Annotated in this window: 12 protein-coding genes and 1 tRNA gene; 4 read left to right on the plus strand and 9 right to left on the minus strand. The window is 47.8% G+C overall.

All coding sequences use genetic code 11. From position 1 onward, the window contains the following. Positions 1-16 precede the first annotated feature (16 nt). A complete protein-coding gene (locus OXH18_RS01425) occupies positions 17-433 on the minus strand; it encodes a secondary thiamine-phosphate synthase enzyme YjbQ (RefSeq protein ID WP_268610647.1) in 417 nt (138 codons plus the stop codon). A 301-nt stretch (positions 434-734) separates the two neighbouring features. Continuing rightward, positions 735-805, minus strand: a tRNA-Gly gene (locus OXH18_RS01430). A 347-nt stretch (positions 806-1,152) separates the two neighbouring features. Between OXH18_RS01430 and OXH18_RS01435 the strand changes: the two genes are divergently transcribed. Further along, the gene (locus tag OXH18_RS01435) at positions 1,153-2,049 is read left to right on the plus strand and encodes an Npun_R2479 family HD domain-containing metalloprotein (protein ID WP_268610648.1); all 897 of its coding nucleotides are present in this window, start codon (positions 1,153-1,155) and stop codon (positions 2,047-2,049) included. 135 nt (positions 2,050-2,184) lie between these two features. Beyond that, complete coding sequence (locus OXH18_RS01440) at positions 2,185-2,688, plus strand: response regulator (RefSeq protein WP_268610649.1); 504 nt, start codon at positions 2,185-2,187, stop codon at positions 2,686-2,688. Here OXH18_RS01440 and OXH18_RS01445 read toward each other — a convergent pair. Next, complete coding sequence (locus OXH18_RS01445) at positions 2,641-7,767, minus strand: PAS domain S-box protein (protein WP_315874808.1); 5,127 nt, start codon at positions 7,765-7,767, stop codon at positions 2,641-2,643. The genes OXH18_RS01440 and OXH18_RS01445 overlap by 48 nt on opposite strands. 710 nt (positions 7,768-8,477) lie before the next feature. On the opposite strand from OXH18_RS01445, the gene OXH18_RS01450 reads away from it, so the two are divergent. Both OXH18_RS01450 and OXH18_RS01455 read left to right on the plus strand, forming a co-directional pair. Next, on the plus strand, positions 8,478-10,298 hold the full coding sequence (locus OXH18_RS01450; RefSeq protein WP_268610651.1) for an ABC transporter ATP-binding protein: 1,821 nt from the start codon (positions 8,478-8,480) through the stop codon (positions 10,296-10,298). Between the two features lie 295 nt (positions 10,299-10,593). Beyond that, entirely contained in the window at positions 10,594-13,272 is a 2,679-nt protein-coding gene (locus tag OXH18_RS01455; RefSeq protein WP_268610652.1) for an NfeD family protein, read from the plus strand. Between the two features lie 78 nt (positions 13,273-13,350). On the opposite strand, the gene OXH18_RS01460 is transcribed toward OXH18_RS01455, so the two are convergent. From OXH18_RS01460 to OXH18_RS01485, 6 genes are all read right to left on the minus strand, one after another. After that, positions 13,351-14,148 carry an HAD family hydrolase gene (locus OXH18_RS01460; protein WP_268610653.1) on the minus strand — a complete coding sequence of 266 codons (798 nt, stop codon included), beginning with the start codon at positions 14,146-14,148 and terminating at the stop codon, positions 13,351-13,353. Positions 14,149-14,264: 116 nt separating this feature from the next. Further along, entirely contained in the window at positions 14,265-14,936 is a 672-nt protein-coding gene (locus tag OXH18_RS01465) for a peptidoglycan-binding domain-containing protein (protein ID WP_268610654.1), read from the minus strand. Between the two features lie 361 nt (positions 14,937-15,297). Continuing rightward, positions 15,298-16,746 carry a sensor histidine kinase gene (locus OXH18_RS01470; protein WP_268610655.1) on the minus strand — a complete coding sequence of 483 codons (1,449 nt, stop codon included), beginning with the start codon at positions 16,744-16,746 and terminating at the stop codon, positions 15,298-15,300. Positions 16,747-16,894: 148 nt separating this feature from the next. Next, positions 16,895-19,069, minus strand: coding sequence for an Eco57I restriction-modification methylase domain-containing protein (locus OXH18_RS01475; RefSeq protein WP_268610656.1), 2,175 nt, complete (start codon positions 19,067-19,069; stop codon positions 16,895-16,897). A gap of 157 nt (positions 19,070-19,226) precedes the next feature. Then, positions 19,227-19,655 (minus strand): photosystem I reaction center subunit II PsaD, encoded by a 429-nt coding sequence (gene psaD, locus OXH18_RS01480; protein ID WP_268610657.1) that lies wholly within the window; start codon positions 19,653-19,655, stop codon positions 19,227-19,229. A 178-nt stretch (positions 19,656-19,833) separates the two neighbouring features. Next, on the minus strand, positions 19,834-20,745 hold the full coding sequence (locus OXH18_RS01485) for a hypothetical protein (protein ID WP_268610658.1): 912 nt from the start codon (positions 20,743-20,745) through the stop codon (positions 19,834-19,836). Between the last annotated feature and the right edge of the window lie 134 nt (positions 20,746-20,879).

A 20,879-nucleotide genomic window follows, 5' to 3' on the forward strand; every position in this document is an offset into this window, starting at 1 on the left:
TACAACCTGGATGCTGCTAGTCGCCCATGACATGGACCACAAGCTCCCGGACATGGCGATGTTGGCGATGCTCCCAAATATAGATACCTTGCCACGTCCCCAACGCTAGCCGACCTTGAACAATCGGAATCTGTTCGGAGGTGTGCGTCAAAACCGTGCGAATATGGGCCGGCATATCATCGGGCCCTTCAGTGCTGTGAATATAACGATCGCCTTCTGGTACCAGCTTAGACAAGAAGTTGGACAAATCAGTTAACACATCCGGATCGGCGTTTTCTTGAATGATTAAACTGGCAGAGGTATGGCGTAGAAACAGCGTACATAAGCCCGTTTGAATGCCAGAATCCGCAACAACGGCTGTCACCTTCGATGTGATTTTGTGGAGGGACTTGCCGCTAGTTTGAACTTTGATGATTTGTTGATGGTGAACCATAAGTCAGCGGTACAAAGTTCTGTTGAGAACTTCATGTTTTTCTTCGTCTTTTCATTCAAGTTACAGGCAGAGCGTCAGCTATGCAATGACATCTAAATCGGGCGTTGCTGAACCGAAGTATGATTCTCGGGCTGGAGATGCTTGCAGTCCTCACCCTAGCCCTCTCCCAAAGCAGAGGAAACAAGAGTCCTAGCTCCCTTCTCCTAGGGAGAAGAGTTTGGGATGCGGGCAATTCCTATCTGCGCTCAGCAATGCTCTAAATCGGTCTGCCTCTATCACACCAATTTGAGCGCTGCTTTTAAGCGGGTGAAGGGAATCGAACCCTCGCTGACAGGATGGGAACCTGTCGTTCTACCACTAAACTACACCCGCGTGCATTTAAACATAGCGCATTGTTGAACGGGTGAGACAGTCATTGGCGCCAAGGGACTTCACATCATGTTAAACGGGGGGGCATCTCCCTACTTCCCAAATAAACAGGGTTCCACCGTCTACCTTCCCAAATAAACAGGTTCACAACGTCACAGATACTCAAAAGACGCGCTACAGTCAATAGAGTAACTGTCAGAGTAACTGTTAAACCTTGTGACAAAACTGTGCCCTTCTGTTGCCTTACCTCACAAATTAAAGATTGATGGTGAGATAGGGTGACTAACGGATGGGCATTCTTGATTAAAAATGGGCACGAATGCGCCATTCTTTCAACACGGGGACCCAGGATGTTTAATGCGACGGAACTACTCATTGATGACTTCGTTAAAAAGTTGAAGGAAGGCTACCATCGCACCTATGGCGGTTGGAAGCACGACTATGAAGATATCATTGGCTGGGTCGGCTCCATGGCATTGGAGAACATTGCCAACAGCGATGCACTGTACCATAATGTTGAACACACAATTTTGGTCACGTTAGTCGGTCAGGAAATTCTACGTGGCAAGCACATTCGTGAAGGCGGCGTTTCCTGTGAAGATTGGCTACATTTCATCATTTCATTGGTTTGCCATGATATTGGCTATGTAAAGGGTGTTTGTCGTCGCGATCGCAATGGTTGGTATGACAAGGGGAATGGCGAAATGATTCATCTGCCACCCGGAGCCTCAGATGCCAGCCTGACGCCGTTTCATGTCGATCGGGCTAAGCTTTTTGTAGAAGAACGGTTTGGCGGACACAATCTCATTGATGCGGAACGGATTAAGCGTAACATCGAGCTAACGCGGTTCCCGGTTCCCAATGCGGAAGATCACCAAGATACGATGAATTTTCCCGGCTTAATTCGAGCCTCTGACCTAATTGGGCAACTGAGTGATCCACGCTACTTGAAAAAAATTGGAGCACTCTATTACGAGTTTGAAGAGACAGGCGTCAACAAAGCGCTGGGCTATCGCCACCCAGGCGATTTGCGCAAGAACTATCCCAAGTTTTATTGGAATGGAGTCTATCCCTACGTGAAAGACGGGCTGCGCTACTTGGAACTGACGCAGCAGGGCAAGTTGGTAGTTGCCAATCTCTACTCTAACGTGTTTGTGGTAGAGCACGAACCGCTGAATCCTGAGGTGATGCCCGACAGCCATATTCAAAGCTGTGCAAATCATCATGAAATCAACTCTTTAGCTTAGTTTCTGGTTGAGTTAACGCTTGGCGTGTACCCTGGAACGGTTTTTCTTTGCATAAAACATGCTTTCCGAGAGAGCCTAAATTTTTCCTGATATGTGGAAACTAGATAGACTTCCCTCCAAAGCAGAGACGATTCTATGAGCAGCAATGAGCACTCGTTTCAGAGCAACCAAACCAAGCAAATTACTGAGCCGTGTACGAACGCCAGCTTGGCTGAATCTGCTATGTTCCACGATCAATCCACCTTGAAGGGGGTTCACGTTCTATTGGTTGAGGATGAACTCGATATCGCAGAACTGCTGATTGTGATGCTGGAAGGGGTTGGGGCACATATTATGTGGGCAGCGTTGGCAGAAGAAGCCTTGGACGCACTTGAGCATTTTCAACCCGATATTTTAATTTGCAATGTCAAATTGCCCGATCGCAATGGCGATTGGTTAATTCAACAGATTCGTGCTAGAGAATTAGGGCTGCCTTACCATTTGCCCGCTATTGCCGTAACGTCGTACTCCAGAGATTTCACTGCTAAACCACTGTTGTTAGCAGGGTTTGATTGCTTTCTATCAAAGCTACAAGACCCACATGAATTGATCTCAACGGTTGCTCGTTTGCTTCAGCAGGGCAGCAATTGCTTCTACTAAATCCTGAGGCGCTATGGGCTTGGCAATGTGCTGTTGAAACCCAGCTTGTCGGGCTTGCTGATAGTCATAGTCGCTGGCATAGGCTGTTAAGGCAATAGCAGGGATGACCTGACCCGATTGATGTGATCGGTCTTGCACTTGCCGCATTAGGCCATACCCATCCACATCAGGCATGCCAATATCACTGATCAGAATGCTGGGTTGAAATGTCTCTAGGATTGACAATGCCACAGACGCAGACGGTGCAGATTGTACGATCGCGCCGCTTTGCTCCAAAATAAACGTTGCTAATTCTCGCATATCTGCTTCATCATCCACGACCAGCACCCGTACCCCCGCTAACGGACGCAAGTGATCTGCTTGATGCTCGGCGGCTCGAATCAACTCGATCTCTGCCTCGTCAGGGGGCATGGCGCTTTCCTCTCTGACCAAGGGAAATCGCACGGTAAACGTGGCTCCTTTCCCTTCGCCAGCGCTTTCTACCTGAACTGTGCCACCGTGCAGTTCGGTGATATGTCGCACGATCGCCAGTCCCAGTCCCAGTCCTCCAAACTTGCGCGTGATTTTGCCATCTTCTTGACGAAAATAATCAAATACATAGGGCAAAAAATCGGAAGAAATGCCTTTGCCCGTGTCAGAGACTGTGATCTGAGTATAGTGGGGGTTGGGGAGGAAGTCATCAGACGCCGTATCCCTACCCAATTCGCCATCACCTATGATCGTTTCCAGTTTTACTTCGACCCGTCCCCGTGCAGGCGTGAACTTAATTGCATTGGAGAGTAAATTCCAGACAACCTGTTGTAAGCGTCCTGCATCTCCAGAAATGGGGGTGACATTCGGCGCAACATAGGTTTGAATCTGAATTTGCTTAGCTTCAGCAGACAGGCGCACAGTTTCGATCGCTGCCTCAATTACGGTTGCTAGATCGACAGCAGTGACGGTCAATGCCATTTTGCCGCGCAGAATTCGAGACACGTCCAGCAAGTCTTCAATCAGTTGAGTTTGCAGTTTGGCATTGCGCTCAATGATTTCGAGTCCCCGCTGGGTTGCTTGCGGATCGAGATTACCAGCTTGTAGTAGTTTCGCCCAACCTAAGATGGGGTTAAGGGGCGATCGAAGTTCATGGGACAGGACAGCTAAAAATTCATCCTTGATGCGGTTAGCCGCTTCGGCTTCTTCACGGGCCGCTTGTTCTTGCTGTAAACTGCGATCGCGTTCTTGTTGCAGTTGTTTTTGTTCCTCGATATCAGTCGCTGTTCCAAACCATTTCACCACCTGTCCACGATCGTCTTTTTGAGGTACAGCCTGATGCAAATGCCAACGATAACCACCATCGGCTTGACGCATTCGCCCTTCGGCTTGATAGTAGCTGCCATTGTGCTGTGCAACTGCCCAATTTTGACTAAGGACGGGCACATCGTCTGGATGAATAATGGCTTCCCACCCAGCCTGTCGAGCTTGTTCCAACGTTAGTCCTGTAAAATCTAACCAGCGTTGATTGACATCCAACAAGATCCCGTCTGCATCAGCCGTCCACACCAGTTGAGGAATTAATTCAGCAAGATATCGGTAGCGTTCTTCGCTTTGTCGCAAGGCATTTTCTGCTTGTTTGCGTTCTGTCAAATCCAGAATAAAAGCGACTGATTCTTCTCGTTTTTCCCCAACCAGTCCATAGCCCAGCAATACAGGAACACGGCTTCCGTCCTTGCGGATGTATTCTTTTTCATACGGTGTACAGGCTCCTCGGGCCCGCGCTTCGGAAACCCGTTCCTCATCTAATGGCAAATATTCAGGAGGGGTAATTTCCATCCATCGCAATTGACCAGCCTCTAGATCTTCCCGTGAATAGCCGACAATCCTTAAAAATTCATCATTAGCCTCATGAATTCCGCCATAAACGTCGCCGTATAGAATACCAATAACATTCGCGACAACAAAGCTATGCAATCGCTCTTCACTTTCGCGCAATGCCATTTCTGTGCGTTTATAGTTAGTGATATCGATGGCAGCACAAGTAACACCGACAACTTCGCATTTATCATTCTTTAACGGTTCAATCGTTAGATCATAGAAGTAGTCTCCATCTGGTTGAGACACTTTCACTTCTTCTCGAGTTCCAAGTCCCGTTTGCAAGACTTGACGTTTCAATTCAGTGACAAAGATTGCATCATTACTGGGTAATAAATCTATATCCTGCTTACCGATAACATCTGATATTTGAAAATTAAAGGTTGGATTATAAATCCAGGTATAACGTAAGTCTCGATCTTGGTTGAACACCGTGAGCGGTGAATTCTTTAGAGCGACTCGTAATCGTTCTTCACTTTGATATAGTGCGGCTTCAGTACGTTTGCGATCGGTGATATCGCGAAAATAGAGGGCAACGCCATCTGTAGAAGGATAGGCATGGACTTCAAGCCAGCGCTGAATCGGTTGTCCCCACTCTTCCCAAGAGACAGGAACCTGATTGGCAACTGCTTGATGAAGTGTAGTATAAGCTAGCCCTCCTACTTCACTCGGAAATACCTCTTGCCAAACATTTTTGCCGATTAATTCATCGGGCGATCGTCCTAAAAGCCGAGTAGCGGCTTGATTGACATAGGTATAGCGCCAGTCGCGATCGAAAGCAACAAAGGCATCGCTAATACTTTCTAAAATATTCTGAACTTGACTCCGTGCTGCTTCTGCTTCGGTTCGCAATAGCTGTTCGCGTTGAGCAGCCTGTTTGCGCAACTGTGCCATCTTGAGCGTTGATGCCACTCGTGCTAATAATTCTTTGGCACTAAACGGTTTAACTAAATAATCATCTGCCCCTGCTTCCAACCCCTCGATTTGTGCTTCTTCCCCTGCTCGTGCCGATAGCAGAATGATGGGCAAGGCTTGGGTGCGATCATCACTTCGTAACGCTTTTAGTAAGCCAAATCCATCCAAGCGCGGCATCATCACATCGGTGAGCACCAAATCCGGAAGTTCAGTTTGCATGGCTTCCAATGCAGCCATCCCATCTGTAACCGCTTCTACCTGATAATGGCTACTCAGCAACCGCTTGACATAGTTCCGCATATCGGAATTGTCATCCACCAAGAGAATGCGCGCTGGAGGCGATTGAGAACTGGAAGTGAGTGATTGAATAGTCGATGGTTGGGTGAATAGCTCAGGACTTAATTGAGGATGCAATTCAGCCCTTAAATCCGAAGCTGCTTGATTCTCTTCTGGAAGCCATCGCAGAGCTTCTTCCAAATAAGGGACTGCTCCCAAGGCGGTTGAGGTCAGAGTGCGAGCAGCTTGGATGCGATCGGACGGTAAATGACTTGTACCCGTGGGGATGATAACCGTAAACGTTGAGCCATGCCCCTCGCGACTGCAAACCTGCACCGTGCCCCCGTGTAAGCGAACTAATTCTTGGACAAGCGCTAGCCCAATGCCAGATCCTTCATACGTTCGAGCGCGTGCGCCCTGCACTCGATGAAATCGCTCGAAGAGATGCGGTAGTTCTGCGGCAGGAATCCCTGTTCCCGTATCTTCGACTTCAAGAATGGCGTAGGAGGAGGACGGCAAGTCTGCGAGTTCCCTCTCCTCTTGGTCTCTCCTATTATTCCCATCCTCCCATCGCAGGCTAACCCGAATTTCCCCATCAAATGTGAACTTGAAGGCATTCGAGAGCAGATTAAAGACAATCTTCTCCCACATTTCACGATCGACATACACGGGTTCCGGCAGCGGGTCACAGCGTAGCATCAAGCGCAGCCCGGCTCGCTCGATTGTGGATTGAAACGCACTAGTCAATTCTGTTGTCAAGACAGCTAAATCAGTGGGTTCATAAACCGCTTGAATTCGACCCGCTTCAATCCGTGAAAAGTCTAACAGGGTATTTACCAGCTTTAATAGGCGGAGGCTATTGCGATGGGCTAGTTGAAGTTGTTCCTTTAAAGAAGATGAAGAGATGGAAAGTGAAACATTCATTGCTTGATCGCTTCCCTCTTCCCCGTCTGGCAAACTGGCTAGGGCATCCTGTAGCGGCGCCAGAATCAATGTGAGTGGGGTGCGAAATTCGTGGGAAACATTACTGAAAAAAGTAGTTTTCGCTCGATCGAGTTCGGCCAACGCCTCGGCCCGGAAGCGTTCTTCCTCATAGGCTCGGGCATTGGCAATGGCAGTGGCAATTTGTCCAGCTACTAGATCGAAGAAGTTGCGGTAGTCTTCGTCTAAGACCCGCCCGGCACTTACACCCATGATCACGATGCCCACGATCGTCTCTTGTCCAGCGGCTCGCAGCGGTAATACCAGTGCTTGTTGGGGAGGAATGGCCCAATCACCCACTGGTAACGCTCCAAAGCGCTGCATCACATCTTCGATTTGTAGCCCGTTGCCAGTTTGCAGCACCGTTGTCAGCGACCAACTTGGCTCAGCTTCTGTGGTTAAATCTACGCAATGGGGACTGGCCAATGTCCCTGCAATCGAGGCTGAGCAACCGCGCAGTTGAGCTTGGGTTACTGCCGCTTCGATACTGTAAAGCACCGCAAATGGGATGTCTTTGGGATTATCAGATAGGATTTGAATTGCAGTGCTGTAGGCTTCTTCTACAGTTTTAGCTTGTCCAGCTTGGGCGGCTAAATGTTGTAATGTGGCAAGTCGCCGCTCTCCTAATACCCGTTCCGTTGTTTCCGTAACGGCTGTAAAGGCTCCGCCTACCGTTCCATCTTCTAAAAAAATCGGGCTATAGGAATAGGTAAAGTAAGCTTCTTCTTGATAACCGTGGCGATCGACCGGCAGCAAAAGGTCATTTGACCAAGTCGCTTGCCCTGTTGCCAAAACACTCGTCAGTTGTGCTCCAATAATGTCCCAAATTTCTGTCCAAACGGTTTGCCCTGGTTTTCCCAAGGCGTGAGGGTGTTTTGAGCCAAGGATGGGTTGCCAAGCATCATTGTAGAGTAATACTAGCTCTTGCCCCCACCAAATGACCATTGGAAAGCGCGAATTTAGGCAAACATTGACCACGGTTTGCAGGCTTTGTGACCACGTTTCGATCGCCCCTAGGGGGGTAACAGACCAATCAAACGCACGAATGGCAGCCCCCATTTCTCCACCGCCGACAATGACGCTGTCAAGGGTATTTGAGTTGTGGCGATCGGAGGCACAAGCATTCTGGTTACCATTCAACTCATCATTGCCTGGTTTGACATTGCCCAATTGCGTTCCTTCTGGCTGAGAATTGTTTGGCTCGATCGCCCGCTCGTTCTGACTCACTACCACCGCCTTCGTTCCAGCACTTAAAAAACGAACAAACAGTACGTTGTTTTCATGGGCAATGTTAACCCGGAATCATTTGATTTGAGCGGCAATCCTTGAAACTCATCACTATGAACATCGTTACCTGACTTATCTAAGCATTTTTAAAGAGATCATCCATAAGAAGCTAGAAATTCTCATCCACCCTTGGAGAGACTTTGCTAGCTACTACTAGTAAGCTTGTCTTAAGAGAATCCAAAGAGAATCCGAGCCGACTTGACGCAATGAGTACTGATTTATTTACAAAACCGTTCAACTGTATAGAACTTAAGCTTAACTTTGATTGATATCAATTAATGAGTGAGTATAGTACATGTCAAAGAACGCTATAGCCTGCCTCATTCGACCCAAGAGGCGGTGATCGATTTGAATGTGAGGGTCATCCTGCATTTCCACCCTCCAACGTTGGGGGATTCAGGGGGCAGTTCCGGTTGCAACTGGCACTTTTAAAGCAGCCTCTTAGTCCTAAAATAGGCTTCATTACCGATCTCTTCTTCTCTATGACCTCTCCCATTCTTGATATTCGCAATCTGTCAGTTCATTTCAAAGCAGATGATCGCTTGGTTCATGCGGTTCGGGATGTTTCGTTTCACCTCATGCCCAGCGAAACGCTGTGTGTCGTGGGAGAATCTGGGTCGGGGAAGTCGGTGACATCACTGGCGGTGATGGGACTGTTGGCACGATCGGCCCAAGTGACTGGCGAGATTTTGTTTTGCGACCCGCGCACCAACCAAACCATTAATCTCCTGGAGCTTTCTCCAGAGGAGCAACGAGCCTATCGGGGTGGGTTAATTTCCATGATTTTTCAGGAGCCGATGACATCACTCAATCCTGTGTACACCTGTGGTGATCAGGTAGTGGAAGCGATTTTGCTCCATAGCGATCTGTCTCGCGAAGCGGCCTATGGGCAAGCAGTGGATTTGTTTCGTGAGGTGAAGCTGCCAGACCCCGAAGGCATGATGAGTCGCTATCCGCATCAATTATCGGGCGGACAAATTCAGCGCGTGATGATTGCGATGGCTCTCAGCGGTAATCCAGCCGTGTTGATTGCCGATGAACCAACAACCGCCTTAGACGTCACGATTCAAGCCACGATTCTGGAACTGATGCGAGAAATTCGCGATCGTCGCGGTATGGCCATTTTGTTCATTACTCACGATATGGGCGTTGTGTCGGAAATTGCCGATCGCGTTGTGGTGCTGTATCGTGGCAAGGTGATGGAAGTGGCGAACGTGTATGATCTGTTTGCCAATCCGCAGCACCCCTACACCAAAGGTTTACTTAACTGTCGTCCCCGTCCTGAACAATTGCTGAAGCGCTTGCCCACCGTTTCAGATTTTATGCAAGTCAGCATCGGTCCTGACGGAGAGCCTACAATCGTACCCCGATCGACCCACCTTGTGGCAGCCGATCCTCGCTTTGTGCCTGTTTCCGCCGAGGAGCGCGATCGTCGCCATCAGGAATTAGCCCAGCGCCCACCGCTGTTGTCAGTGCGGAACCTAACGAAAAGTTATCCAGTTCGCACTGGCTTGTTCGGTCGCAAATCCGTCTTCAATGCGGTTGACCATGTTAGTTTTGATGTATTTCCTGGAGAAACACTGGGATTGGTAGGTGAGTCGGGCTGTGGCAAATCAACCCTCAGTCGAGTCTTGCTGCGCTTAGTCGAGCCGACATCGGGCGAGGTGATGTTTGATGGTAAATCGGTGTTTAAGTTGAATGATGCTGAACTACGCCGCCTGCGACAAGACATGCAAATTGTCTTTCAAAATCCCTATGGGTCAATGGACCCGCGCCAAAGTATTGGGGCAGCTTTAATGGAACCGATGCTGATTCACAATATCGGCAACTCGTTCCAGGAACGCTATCAACGGGCCGTTGCGCTTTTGGAACGGGTGGGATTAGATGCCAGCGCCATGAACCGAATGCCCCACGAGTTTTCCGGTGGACAGCAGCAGCGCATTTGTATTGCCCGCACTCTTACCTGCAATCCTCGGTTTATTATTTGCGATGAGTCGGTGTCAGCGCTGGATGTATCGGTGCAGGCACAGGTGTTGAACTTGCTGAAAGACTTACAGCAGGATTTTGGCTTAACTTATATTTTCATCTCGCACGATTTAAGCGTTGTCAAGTTTGTCAGCGATCGCATCATGGTCATGAACCAAGGCAAGATCGAGGAAATTGGCCCTGCCGAAACCGTTTACACCCATCCCACTCGCGATTATACGCGGCAACTGATTCATGCCATTCCCGATGCCACGCTTGATGAAATTCAAGAGCGGCAACGGCAGCGTCTACTCTCTTCGACACCCCCCAACCCCTAACTCCACTCCTCCCCCCACTTCCTGTCAAGATTGCCCAAGGTAAGGTAGCCTAGAGAACAAACCTGACAGTAGCAATTGCAAAAACAATTGCGAAATTCGTCGGTTGCAACTTGTTGTATTACCTAATCGTCTTCTTGGATTGAGAGATCATCACCGGAAGCATCTGCTAGCTGGCGCTTTTTCATCGACTGTTGGGTTCATCGATCGAATACTCAGATAGGCGTTAGGGCACTTTGATACAAATACTCATCAGCTTTACGGCATCTCGAAAATCGTCACTAGGGGAACACAGCACATGGGGTTCAGTCTGCGTAACGTATTTCAAGCGTTCCAATTTGTTGAGACTCAAAATTCAACCAATCCATCATCGAGACAGTCGATAAAACAATCTATGCCGCATGGCAGTTGGGGATATCAGAACCGTCAGGCAATTGTTCAGCAAACAATTCAACCCAATCAACGAGGACGAGTTCGCTATTGGGGTTCTGACTGGTTTGCTCGGTGTCATCAAGATATTTTTATTTCGCCTGGCGAAGTGGTCGATATTGTCGGTGTAGAAAACATCACACTATTAGTAGAACCTGCATTCCTATTATCTTGCTCAAACCTTGGCTTAGCTAAGGTAAAACAAGCGTGGCAGCAACGTGGTTGGGCAGCGACCCCCATCCGACGAGAGTCTGAATCCGTTAAGCTACTGATGTCCTCAAGCCAAGATTTGAACGAAGAAGCGGCGATCGAAACCTGGAAGCGCTTTATTCAGGGGAAGCCTATCTATATCACCAAATTCAAAGCCTGTTGCGAGTTGCTGGGCCTAAACTGGCAAGAAATTGTGGGATATGGTCATACCCGTCCCGATCGTCTCTCAAATTTCTCTAATCCAGAACCAGCACCGGAGAATAGCACTGAAAACAACTCAGAATCAGAACCATCGGACTTGAACTCGGCTCCCTTCGTGGGGCGATCGGACGCCATGATTGATTTGGCTCGGTTGGCGCGATCGGGAGCAACAGCAATTTTGATTTTAGGAGAAGGGGGGATTGGCAAAACGACCTTGGCTCAACAGTATTTTGCTCAGCAGGGGTTTGATTTGGTATTGGAAGGCTGGATGGCCAAACAAACGCAAAACATTACCTCCGCCGAAGGAATGGTGCAAGATTGGCTGCGGCGGTACTTTGGCGAAGAACCCGCTCGTGACTTTCAGGCTGCCTTGAAACAGCTAAAGCGACGGTTGCAAGAGCGTCCCTCCGACCAGTCTCCCAAAATTGGAGTGCTGATTGATAACTTGGAACCAGCCCTCGATCGCGAGGGTCACATCATCGCTGCTCACCGAGACTATGCAATGCTGCTAGAGGTTCTTTCAGATCGATCGGTGCATTCTTTAACTTTAATTACCAGCCGCGAACCGCTGCGGGAAAGCAATGTCAACGCCCAACCGTATATTCTGCCAGGTTTAAGTGTTACGGCATGGCAACAGTTCTTTCAGAATCAGCAAATTGACGCCCAGTCTTCTGCCTTGACCCAAATCCACAAAGCCTATAGCGGCAACGCCAAGGCCATGACAATTCTGAGCAGCACCATTAGCCTAGACTATGCTGGCAATCTAGAGACGTTCTGGCAAGAAAACCAAGCGAACCTCCTGCAACAAACCGACTTAGAAGATCTCGTTGCCAGCCAATTTGAGCGACTTCAGCGCATTTATCCAGAGGCCTATCAATTGCTACTGCGTTTAGGTTGTTATCGTTATCAAAGTATTTCGGCAGTGCCAGCCGATGCGCTGTATTGCTTACTGTGGGATGTGCCACAACAACAGCGGCATAGCGTTATTCGGTTTTTGGAAGACTCGTTTCTTGTGGAAGTGAAAAGCGATCGCGGTCACGACAAATACTATCTGCATCCTCTCATTCAAGCAAAAGCCATCGCTTTACTCAAGGCAAGCCCTGACTGGCAATCGACTAATCAACGCGCTGCTGAGTTTTGGACGACCTATGTAAAGACAATCGAAACCATTGAGGATGCACTCACAGCTTATCAAGGCTACTATCATTACTTTTACATTGGCGAGTACGAAGCCGCTGCTAGTGTGTTGCTCTACGAGCGAGACAGCCAATGGTCAAAACAAGAACCACTAGGCGTTTCGTTCTATCGATTTGGACTGCTGCGACGGATGATTTCTGCTATCAATCGCCTGCTCGATCGCATTCCACCCGGCCCTGTGCTTGGAAAACTACTTAGTATTTTAGGAGACCTCTATTGGCTGAATGGCAATATTCACCGTTCGATCGCGTGCAATGAAAAGGCGAAAGAGATTGCCGTCCAATTTGGGTTGCAGGACTTAGAAATTTCGTCGTTGTTTAACATAGGGCTGTGCAAAATTCAGCTTTGGGAACTGACCGATGCGCTAGCATTATTTCAAACGCTGATCACATTAGCTGAAAATGCCAAACCGAATCGCCATACGGTGAGTACCTGGTTTTGTTTAGCTTATTTATACTCGTGCTTGGGACAAAAGCAAGAAGCCGCCAATTTGGCAAAAAAGGTATCTGAGGAATATGCTCAACTGAGTTCTGATGCCTGGAGTCGAGGCTACAGTCTGCTGTTTTTGGGACTAACGATGAAGAATTTGGGCAACGATCGAGAAGCTGAACGAATGTATCGCCTTGCTAGAGATTATGCCGAGCAAAGCCACTATACGCAAGTGAAAGCCAGTGCGCTGAACGGATTGGCTACCATCGATCGCGATCGGTTGAACTTCCGAGATGCCATCGCCAATCATCTTGCAGCCCAACGATTACTTGAGCGAATTGAAGCCAGAGGTGAATTAGCCGAAGTACACTATCAGCTTGGTTTGACGTATCTCAAAATGAATGAAATAGCTGAAGGAAAATCCAGCTTACAACAAGCGATCGAACTGTTTCAGAAAATGGGTGCACCCAAGCAAGTGGAACGAGTACAGCAAACATTAGAGATGATATAGAAGACGATATAGGTAGGAAGGCAAGAGAGAGGAACAACAATAGATACAACAATAGATGACAGTAAAGATAGAAGAGGCTTATTGGCTGAGTAACCACTCAGCCAAGGCTACGTCAAAATAAGTAAAATCACCAGCGTTACCTGCAATCACCTCAAATGGGCAATCTGGTTCCCCTAAGTGGTCTAGGACTAGGGCTGCTCCAGAGAAATCATGATGACGGGTGTAGTTATTGACAGTGACAACAGTTTTTAGTCCCGCTTTCAAGGCTGCTTGTAGTCCTTGCGGTGAATCTTCAATAACTAAACAGTGCTGTGGTTCTAAATTCAACGCTTGCAGGACATAGTAGTAGATGTCGGGGGCCGGTTTTTTAGCAGGCACAATATCGCCAGCCGCAATCACTTCAAACCAACTCGGAGCATTAGGAGCAAATGCCGTTTCTAGTAGGGCAATCGCGTTATCTGGCGCACTGGTGGTTGCAATGGCCAACTGTACGCCCTGACTTCGAGCCTGTTGCAGCAATCGTTGCACGCCCGGTCGTGGCGGAATAATCCCTTCTCGTAGCAACTGCTTGTAGTGCGAAATTTTAGCCGTGTGAAGTGCTGTAATCCAGCGAATGCGATCGCCACCCGAACGAGGTAGCACCACATTTGATTGAGTTGGAGATTGAATTGGAGCAGCAGAAACACAATCGAGGTAAAACTGAATTCGTTCCTTGCCACCCGCAACTTCCAACAGATCGCCGTATAACTCGATCGACCATTCCCAGGGTAAGCCCGCTTCGGCAAAGGCACGATTGAAAGCCACTCGATGCCCATCCCGCTCTGTTTCTGCTAGTGTGCCGTCTACATCAAAAATTAGGGCTTGCAAGTGAGGCATTGGGGTTGAAGAAAAGGAGACTAGTGCTAGAAGTAAGCCCAACCAAAACTAGATGATCTTACCAGTCTGTTGACTTCAAAACCCGCTCTCACAGTCAGTTCGCTAAAAAATTTGGGCTAGTACGGAATCGGAGTAGCCGAGTGACCAAGCACACTATGAAGGGCTGCTATTGTTTGGGGGCCAGCAATGCCATCGACAAACAAACCGCAATGGTACTGAAACGCTTTGACAGCTTCTTTTGTAGCTGGGCCAAAATAACCCGTCGAGGTCCCATCAAAATACCCTGCTTGACGCAGCAAATCCTGAAGACATTGAACCGCCGGCCCACTATCTCCATACTTGAGAGTTGTACAGTGCGAAGGAGGAGCCACAGGCGGACTAGCAATTGGAGGCGTGGGTACAGGAGGGTGTGGTGGGTTTGGCACGGCCAGTGCCAGCCTATCTCTAATAAAATCTTGCAGAATGTAGAAGTAACCACCTCCAGCGTAACTTTTAGCATATTCATCGGTCAGAATCACTTTGGTAAATTCACCGCCGATCAATTCATGACCGCTGGTGAACTCACCACTCGTAAACCCAGTGCTAGTCGAGCCACCTGTAGCTAAGGCTGAGTTAGAAGGGGCAAGCACCAGAACAGACGATAACACACCAATGAGACCAGCCACCTTACCCGAGCGATGACGAACTGCAAGAGACGTGGAAAGACTTAAGCTCATCGGAGCCGTCCATTGATTATCTTCAAAATCTTCTTGGTCTTGAACGAGATAAAGATATGCCAAAGGTTCCATGTATCGCCACCTTCAACCCAGACTAGATTTTTATTGACTTATGACACCGATCGCGTTTCAGGTGTAGCTGAACTAGCCTCTCGCAAGATGCGATCGAAACTTGCTAATTCAAATCGACAAATCAACTTAATTCAATGCAAAGCTAACAATCACAACAGCATGGCAATACTCAATCGCTAGCTTGGTGAATTATAGACTGAACGTCTCTACACAAACTAATAAATAGAGCTAAGAGAAATGTTTTCTTGCTTCGTTTTTTGTTCTAATGTTCTCCGAGCATTCTAATTATAAAACTATTATTCTACGAATAACATAATTTAAGTATAATGGCAATGCTTTAGAATATAACGGAGGCACTTCTTTAAGTCTCAGTTGTCAGAAGCGGGAGCCACACACAAAACGTTGTGCCTTGCTCAGGAACGCTTGTGACCGAAATTTGCCCTTGGTGATTGTCTACAATTACTTTGGCGATCGCTAGTCCCAAACCTGAACCCGTGCTGGTTGGCGGCTTTGTGGAATGGGTTGGTAGTGTTGTGCGGGCTGGATCGACCCGATAAAACCGATCGAAAATATGGGGCAATGATTCCATCGGAATCCCAATGCCTGTGTCTTTCACTTGAATTTGAATCTGAGTATGTCCTGACTGCTTAACCCGCTGTAAACTCACTTCAATTTGACCGGCAGCAGGCGTATATTGCACTGCATTACTAATGAGATTAGTAAACAAACGGGTTAATTGATCGCGATCGCCTTGTACGGTATACGACTGATGAGCTTCAATGGTTTTATTAAAAACAGTTTTAGTCGAAATAGATTCAGGAGGTTTTAATACAAGCGTTAGGCTTTTATCTGTTGCAACACTTTGCTGTTCTTCAATTACTTCTTGGATTAATTCTTCTAGATCAACCGCATCCAGTTTGAGTGGTGTCATGCCGCTATCTTGTCGTGCCAGAAATAGTAAATCATCTACCAATCGCCCTAGTCGTCGAGTTAATCGCTCCACGACTCTTAGTTGGTCTTGCTGCAAATGAGGATCGGGATCAGCCAGCGCTACTTGTACATTGGTCTGGATCACAGCAATCGGATTACGCAATTCGTGAGAGGCATCGGCAGTAAATTGCTTTAGCCGTTGGTAAGAATCGCGCACCGGGGCAATGGCTAATCCAGAAAGAAACCACCCAATGGCAGCAACCGCCACAATCGTTAGGGTAGTGCCAACGCTGAGGTCGCGAATCAATTGGCGGCTGGGGGTGGTCACTTCAAACCAGGGATGGCTGACTCGCAAATAGCCCAAATCTTGCGGGCCAATTTTAACGCGATGGGTGATTTGCCGCAGTGCAAAGGAAGAGGGATACCGCTTGAATGAGGTTTCGCTCGTTGCAGCGCTGGTGCTAGCGGTTGGGTCGGTTTCACTAAATCTGCCATAGACAGTTTCGCCGTCGTTGGGATGAAGCGGAATATTGAGTGGAGCCGAAAATGTAGACCACAACAACTCACCACTGGGGCTGAACCACTCTAGATCAATGTGATCATCTTCAACCGCTTCGGCAGGACTGGGGAAACTGGCTTCGATGTTGACCTGAAATCGCCCTCGATCGCCACCGTTTGCCGCATCGATGGGGTAAGAGTCCACCGCTTCTACAATCAGCGATCGTTGCACTACCTCTGCCACATGATTCAAGGTATCGTCAATACGTTCCACTAGAGTATGCCGTACATACAAATAGAAGCCGCTGGCAAATAACAACAGCAGGATGGCTGTGACGGTGGTATACCAAAGGGCAAGACGACGACGAGTGGCTTGAAACATTGAAGAAAATTGAAATGTATTCCACTATTGGGACAGTTCTAATTAAATTTTAAGTATTGCACCAAACCTTCTCCGAACTGTTTCAGTACACCCTACATCCTATCCCCTGGAAGAAGGGTCGGGATGAAGGCGGCACGAGGTTGGTCAATCAACAAGCGGCAGGTGTTTTTAGTCGCTGAATCTCAGTTTCAGTCAGTTCATATAAGTCATAAACCCATCGATCGATTTGCTGATCAATTGTGTCAATTTGCTGTTGTAGCCTGTGCTGTTCATCGGGTGAAGCGGCTAATTTGAATTGGCAGTGCAACGATTGCATGTGATCCACCGCTTGCACCAGTCGATCGTGTTTTTGTTTATCAGTTGAGCAATTCAAATTCAGCGATCGAATTGGCAGTTGTTCTAGAAAGGTTTTAGCGATGTTTACGGTTAATCGCGATTGATTAGTAAATTTTTGAATATAAAAGTCATTTAACAACTGAGAGTTCAACAACGCCAACACATAGCGAATATCATAGGGGCAATCTGCTTTAAGCAAAATATTGTTAGTTGAGGCAAAGGTATAATAATACTCTGTATCTAATACACCCGTTAATGCTCTGGTTCCACCACCAATTCGTCGTAGAATAATTTTTTCATGGCTGTCCCAAACATAATTTGGACGTGGACGATGTAGCTGTGAACGATCGAACAACAGATACTTGTTACGAAACGCAATGGCATAGCGCGAAACATCTTTACCTTCTAAAAGGCGCTGATGGCGATCAGTGAAAGGATGCGTACTAATTTGGTCTTTACGACAAACAATTCCTTCGATGATCTCTTGGGTCAGAGTACTTAAACGAGCAGAGGTGCTCATAATTTTTTCAAATATTTGATATTGCTGACTTGAACTCAGGCTAAAAACATAGCTTGTATTATTTAGAAATAGATGTTTGTTGAGAATACGAATGGGTGCATTAGGTGCAATCGATTGAGCAACCATTAGCGTAGAGCAAGTTGCATTTTTTCCCAAAATTAACAGTGTTACGGATGCTGTAATAGCGCTAATCGAGTCGTGTCCCAACTCAACAATTTGTTCTATGTGGCACTGATCTAAAATATATTTTCGAGCCTGTTCATAAACAGTTGTTCTCAACAAAGTATTGGGTACAACAATACCAATGCGTCCGTTTGGATGCAAAAGTTCAATAAACTTAAACAAAAACACAGTAAATAAATTAATTTTTCCAGTCTGCTTGGCTCTACTTGTTTCAGTTAGGCTCGATCGCGCGAAATAATGACGTTGATAATAATGTTTCAGTCGATCGTCAAACTTTGCAGTGCGTGTAAATAACCAAGGCGGGTTGCCAATGACTACATCAAAACCACCGGATTTCATAGCATTTGGAAAAGCTTGTTCCCAATCGAGGGGTTTAATCCGATCATCAGCGTTAAAATCAACTGGTTCTTGTGCATAAAAATCAGAACCAACAAGCGCATCTCCACAGCAAATTTGTTTGTCTAGCCTAGTTACATCAAGCCGTAATGAATTCACTGTCCAGTTTGCTTGAGCGAGATGGATTGTTGCCTCCTCAGCACTACCTTCCAATAGTTGCAGCAGCAACGATCGCTGAGTTAGCTTCACCGCAGTTGGATCACAATCAACACCATAAATGTGATTAAGCAAAATAGATTGTTTCGCCGCTAAGGTTAAGCGCCATTCGCCTCCATAGGTCTGATAAAACTGCGATCGATGCATGTCAGGATTATCGTTACCCTGCGTCTGATACCAATCAAGTAAATACTGATAGGCCCGCAGCAGAAACGCGCCGCCGCCGCAAGCTGGATCAAGAATGCGTAGCGCTTGAGACAGATCGAAGTCTAAACAAGTTACCCGTTGTTTTGCTAGGCAAGGTACAAGTGTATGCTTGATCAGGTAGTCAACCACATCCGGAGGCGTATAATAAGCCCCTTGAGCTTTGCGGTTGCTCGTTTGGTTCATGCTTAGGAACTGTTCATAACTGTATCCCAATAGGGCGATCGGCAGGGCGTTGATCTCACATGTCTGCATGAAGCTCTCTAGCCGTTGCAGTGTTGCCTGCACCCAGCGATCGAGAATCATTGTTGGCGACCCGTGAATAGGTTGAAGAATCAAACAATGCCAGCAAGCAGCTATTTTGCAGCTAGCGCAAAGATGCAAACAAATGGCGCGATCGATGATGTCCTGAACGGTGCGATCGAGTTGCGTTGCATCAAGCCCAACCTCAGACTCAGCTAGCCAGTTCCGCAAGAATTTGCGCCAACGAGCAAGGTCTTTCAGGAATGCCGTTAGCAATTCTCTCATACCCTATCAAATACTCATACAGACAGATCAAACCACTGAGGCAGGGTGGGGGATGAGGGCAACTCCGAGGGGAGTTCAGCACGCCCAAATAAAAAGGAGCAGCGTTATCTGCCCCTAATTCATGTAGAAATGAAAATAAAAGACGTTAGACTGTCAACTACGCTTCGTAAGTCTTCTTGCCCGTGAATTTCACAGCGGCTGGTTCGGGGTTGCTGCCAATGTTGTGAGAAATTGTATTCACTTGACCGCGACCTTGGTTCACCTTTTCAGGGAACACACCATCTGCCGGATGGAGATACTGGATCTCACCGTTAGGATAAACGCGGTAGATCTTATAGTCCTCCATTTTGGGCTTGAACTTGGTTCGCAGTTGCGCCCCTAAAGCAATGCACTGTTCTTTGCGAGCCAGATACAGCAGGTTTTCGCCTTGCCGCATGATGGCTGCACCACCCGTCGGCATTTCAAAAACCTGTTCTTTAGGGCTAGTCCAAGTAATCGCGTATTTTTCCTCTTCTTCAGCTTTGGTTAGTAGCCCGCCGGTGCTGCCACCAAACAAAGGGGTTTGTCCAGTAAGAGCTTCTGTCATGCAAGTTTTCTCTGAACATATTTTTCACGCATCCTATCATCGCGCCATTACACAATCACAACTTTGTCAGGATCTGTAACAGTTCTTAGTAGGGAGAAAAAGCCGTTCATTAACAAGGATTCAAGGTGGGTAGGACCCACCCTACGGAAGGGTTTTCTGGCCAAACCCTATCAGTTCGTTAGCGGCGTCTGGCTCTCATGCCTCCCGATCGCGAACCAAAGCTGCGGCTGGGTTGACGACGGATTGTCGAGGAGGAAGGACTGCGACGTAGCGTAGAAGAACCATATCCCGAACCCGATGGACGATTTGTCGCCTTTGGCGTTTGGGGTTTCGCAGTGGTAGTGGTATTGCTCGGTGTTTTGGTCGCTCTGCGAGTGTTGGTCGCCGATGAGCCAAACCCAGATGATCCACCTGGTGAGCGTAAGCGGCCAGTGGTGCGGAACTGACGATTACGCACTTCGGCAGGTGGGGCATTGTAGCGGCTCTGGTATTGCTGTACGGCTTGTCCGTAGGTACGACCATAGCTGCCATAGCCTGTGAGCGGAACTCCTGGTTGATAAACAGGTGGAAAGTAATAGTGTGGTCTAAACAATAAGTTGCCGATCGCTTGTCCAGCTAAGGCACCCGCAAACGGTGTCCAAAAGCTTGGCTCTTGCCGCACCACCACTACTTCACGCTCACCCGTCTGCGGATTCACTTGCGTTTCGGTGACATTGTGGATGTATTCAATCCGGAAGTCTTCGCTGAGATGGAGGGACGGTTGCCCCTTTTCAATTTTGAGATAGCTCTTTTGCCCGGCTGCTATTTCTTCATCTGTTAAACGAGCCATTGGCAAACTTGTAGTGCGAAACACCGAAGGCTCCCCTGGGGCCGTATCCAAGAGCATCAGCGTATAGCTACCGTCTCCATCGTCATAACTGGCTTGCTGAAGCAAATACTGCCCGTCTGATAAACGAGCTTGAGGGGTAGCCTGAGCCACCTGTAGAGTGTCTGAAGGGCTAAGCGGCGCACTTAAGGCTGGATGGCTGTATGCCACCGTAGACAGGAACAGCAGGAACGCTGTTAGAACCAAAAACAGTTTACGAAACATAGCCGTAGAAGTCAGTAAACAAAATGATTAACTAAAGGGACTTACAAATAACCATAGCGGGTTAGATGCGGTTGAATGTAGCCAAGATGTATAGACTACTCCTCAAACTGACCAAATTTCTCCACGAAACGCTT

The organism is Thermocoleostomius sinensis A174, assembly GCF_026802175.1.
GTDB classification, from domain to species: domain Bacteria; phylum Cyanobacteriota; class Cyanobacteriia; order Elainellales; family Elainellaceae; genus Thermocoleostomius; species Thermocoleostomius sinensis.

Bases quoted from the DNA above. Each gene is read 5' to 3' on its own strand.
- OXH18_RS01445 (WP_315874808.1), bottom strand. From the start codon at position 7,767: ATGGGGGCTGCCATTCGTGCGTTTGATTGGTCTGTTACCCCCCTAGGG.
- OXH18_RS01440 (WP_268610649.1), top strand. From the start codon at position 2,185: ATGAGCAGCAATGAGCACTCGTTTCAGAGCAACCAAACCAAGCAAATT.
- OXH18_RS01485 (WP_268610658.1), bottom strand. From the start codon at position 20,745: ATGTTTCGTAAACTGTTTTTGGTTCTAACAGCGTTCCTGCTGTTCCTG.
- OXH18_RS01470 (WP_268610655.1), bottom strand. From the start codon at position 16,746: ATGTTTCAAGCCACTCGTCGTCGTCTTGCCCTTTGGTATACCACCGTC.
- OXH18_RS01460 (WP_268610653.1), bottom strand. From the start codon at position 14,148: ATGCCTCACTTGCAAGCCCTAATTTTTGATGTAGACGGCACACTAGCA.
- OXH18_RS01450 (WP_268610651.1), top strand. From the start codon at position 8,478: ATGACCTCTCCCATTCTTGATATTCGCAATCTGTCAGTTCATTTCAAA.
- OXH18_RS01425 (WP_268610647.1), bottom strand. From the start codon at position 433: ATGGTTCACCATCAACAAATCATCAAAGTTCAAACTAGCGGCAAGTCC.
- psaD (WP_268610657.1), bottom strand. From the start codon at position 19,655: ATGACAGAAGCTCTTACTGGACAAACCCCTTTGTTTGGTGGCAGCACC.
- OXH18_RS01435 (WP_268610648.1), top strand. From the start codon at position 1,153: ATGTTTAATGCGACGGAACTACTCATTGATGACTTCGTTAAAAAGTTG.
- OXH18_RS01465 (WP_268610654.1), bottom strand. From the start codon at position 14,936: ATGGAACCTTTGGCATATCTTTATCTCGTTCAAGACCAAGAAGATTTT.
- OXH18_RS01475 (WP_268610656.1), bottom strand. From the start codon at position 19,069: ATGAGAGAATTGCTAACGGCATTCCTGAAAGACCTTGCTCGTTGGCGC.
- OXH18_RS01455 (WP_268610652.1), top strand. From the start codon at position 10,594: ATGGGGTTCAGTCTGCGTAACGTATTTCAAGCGTTCCAATTTGTTGAG.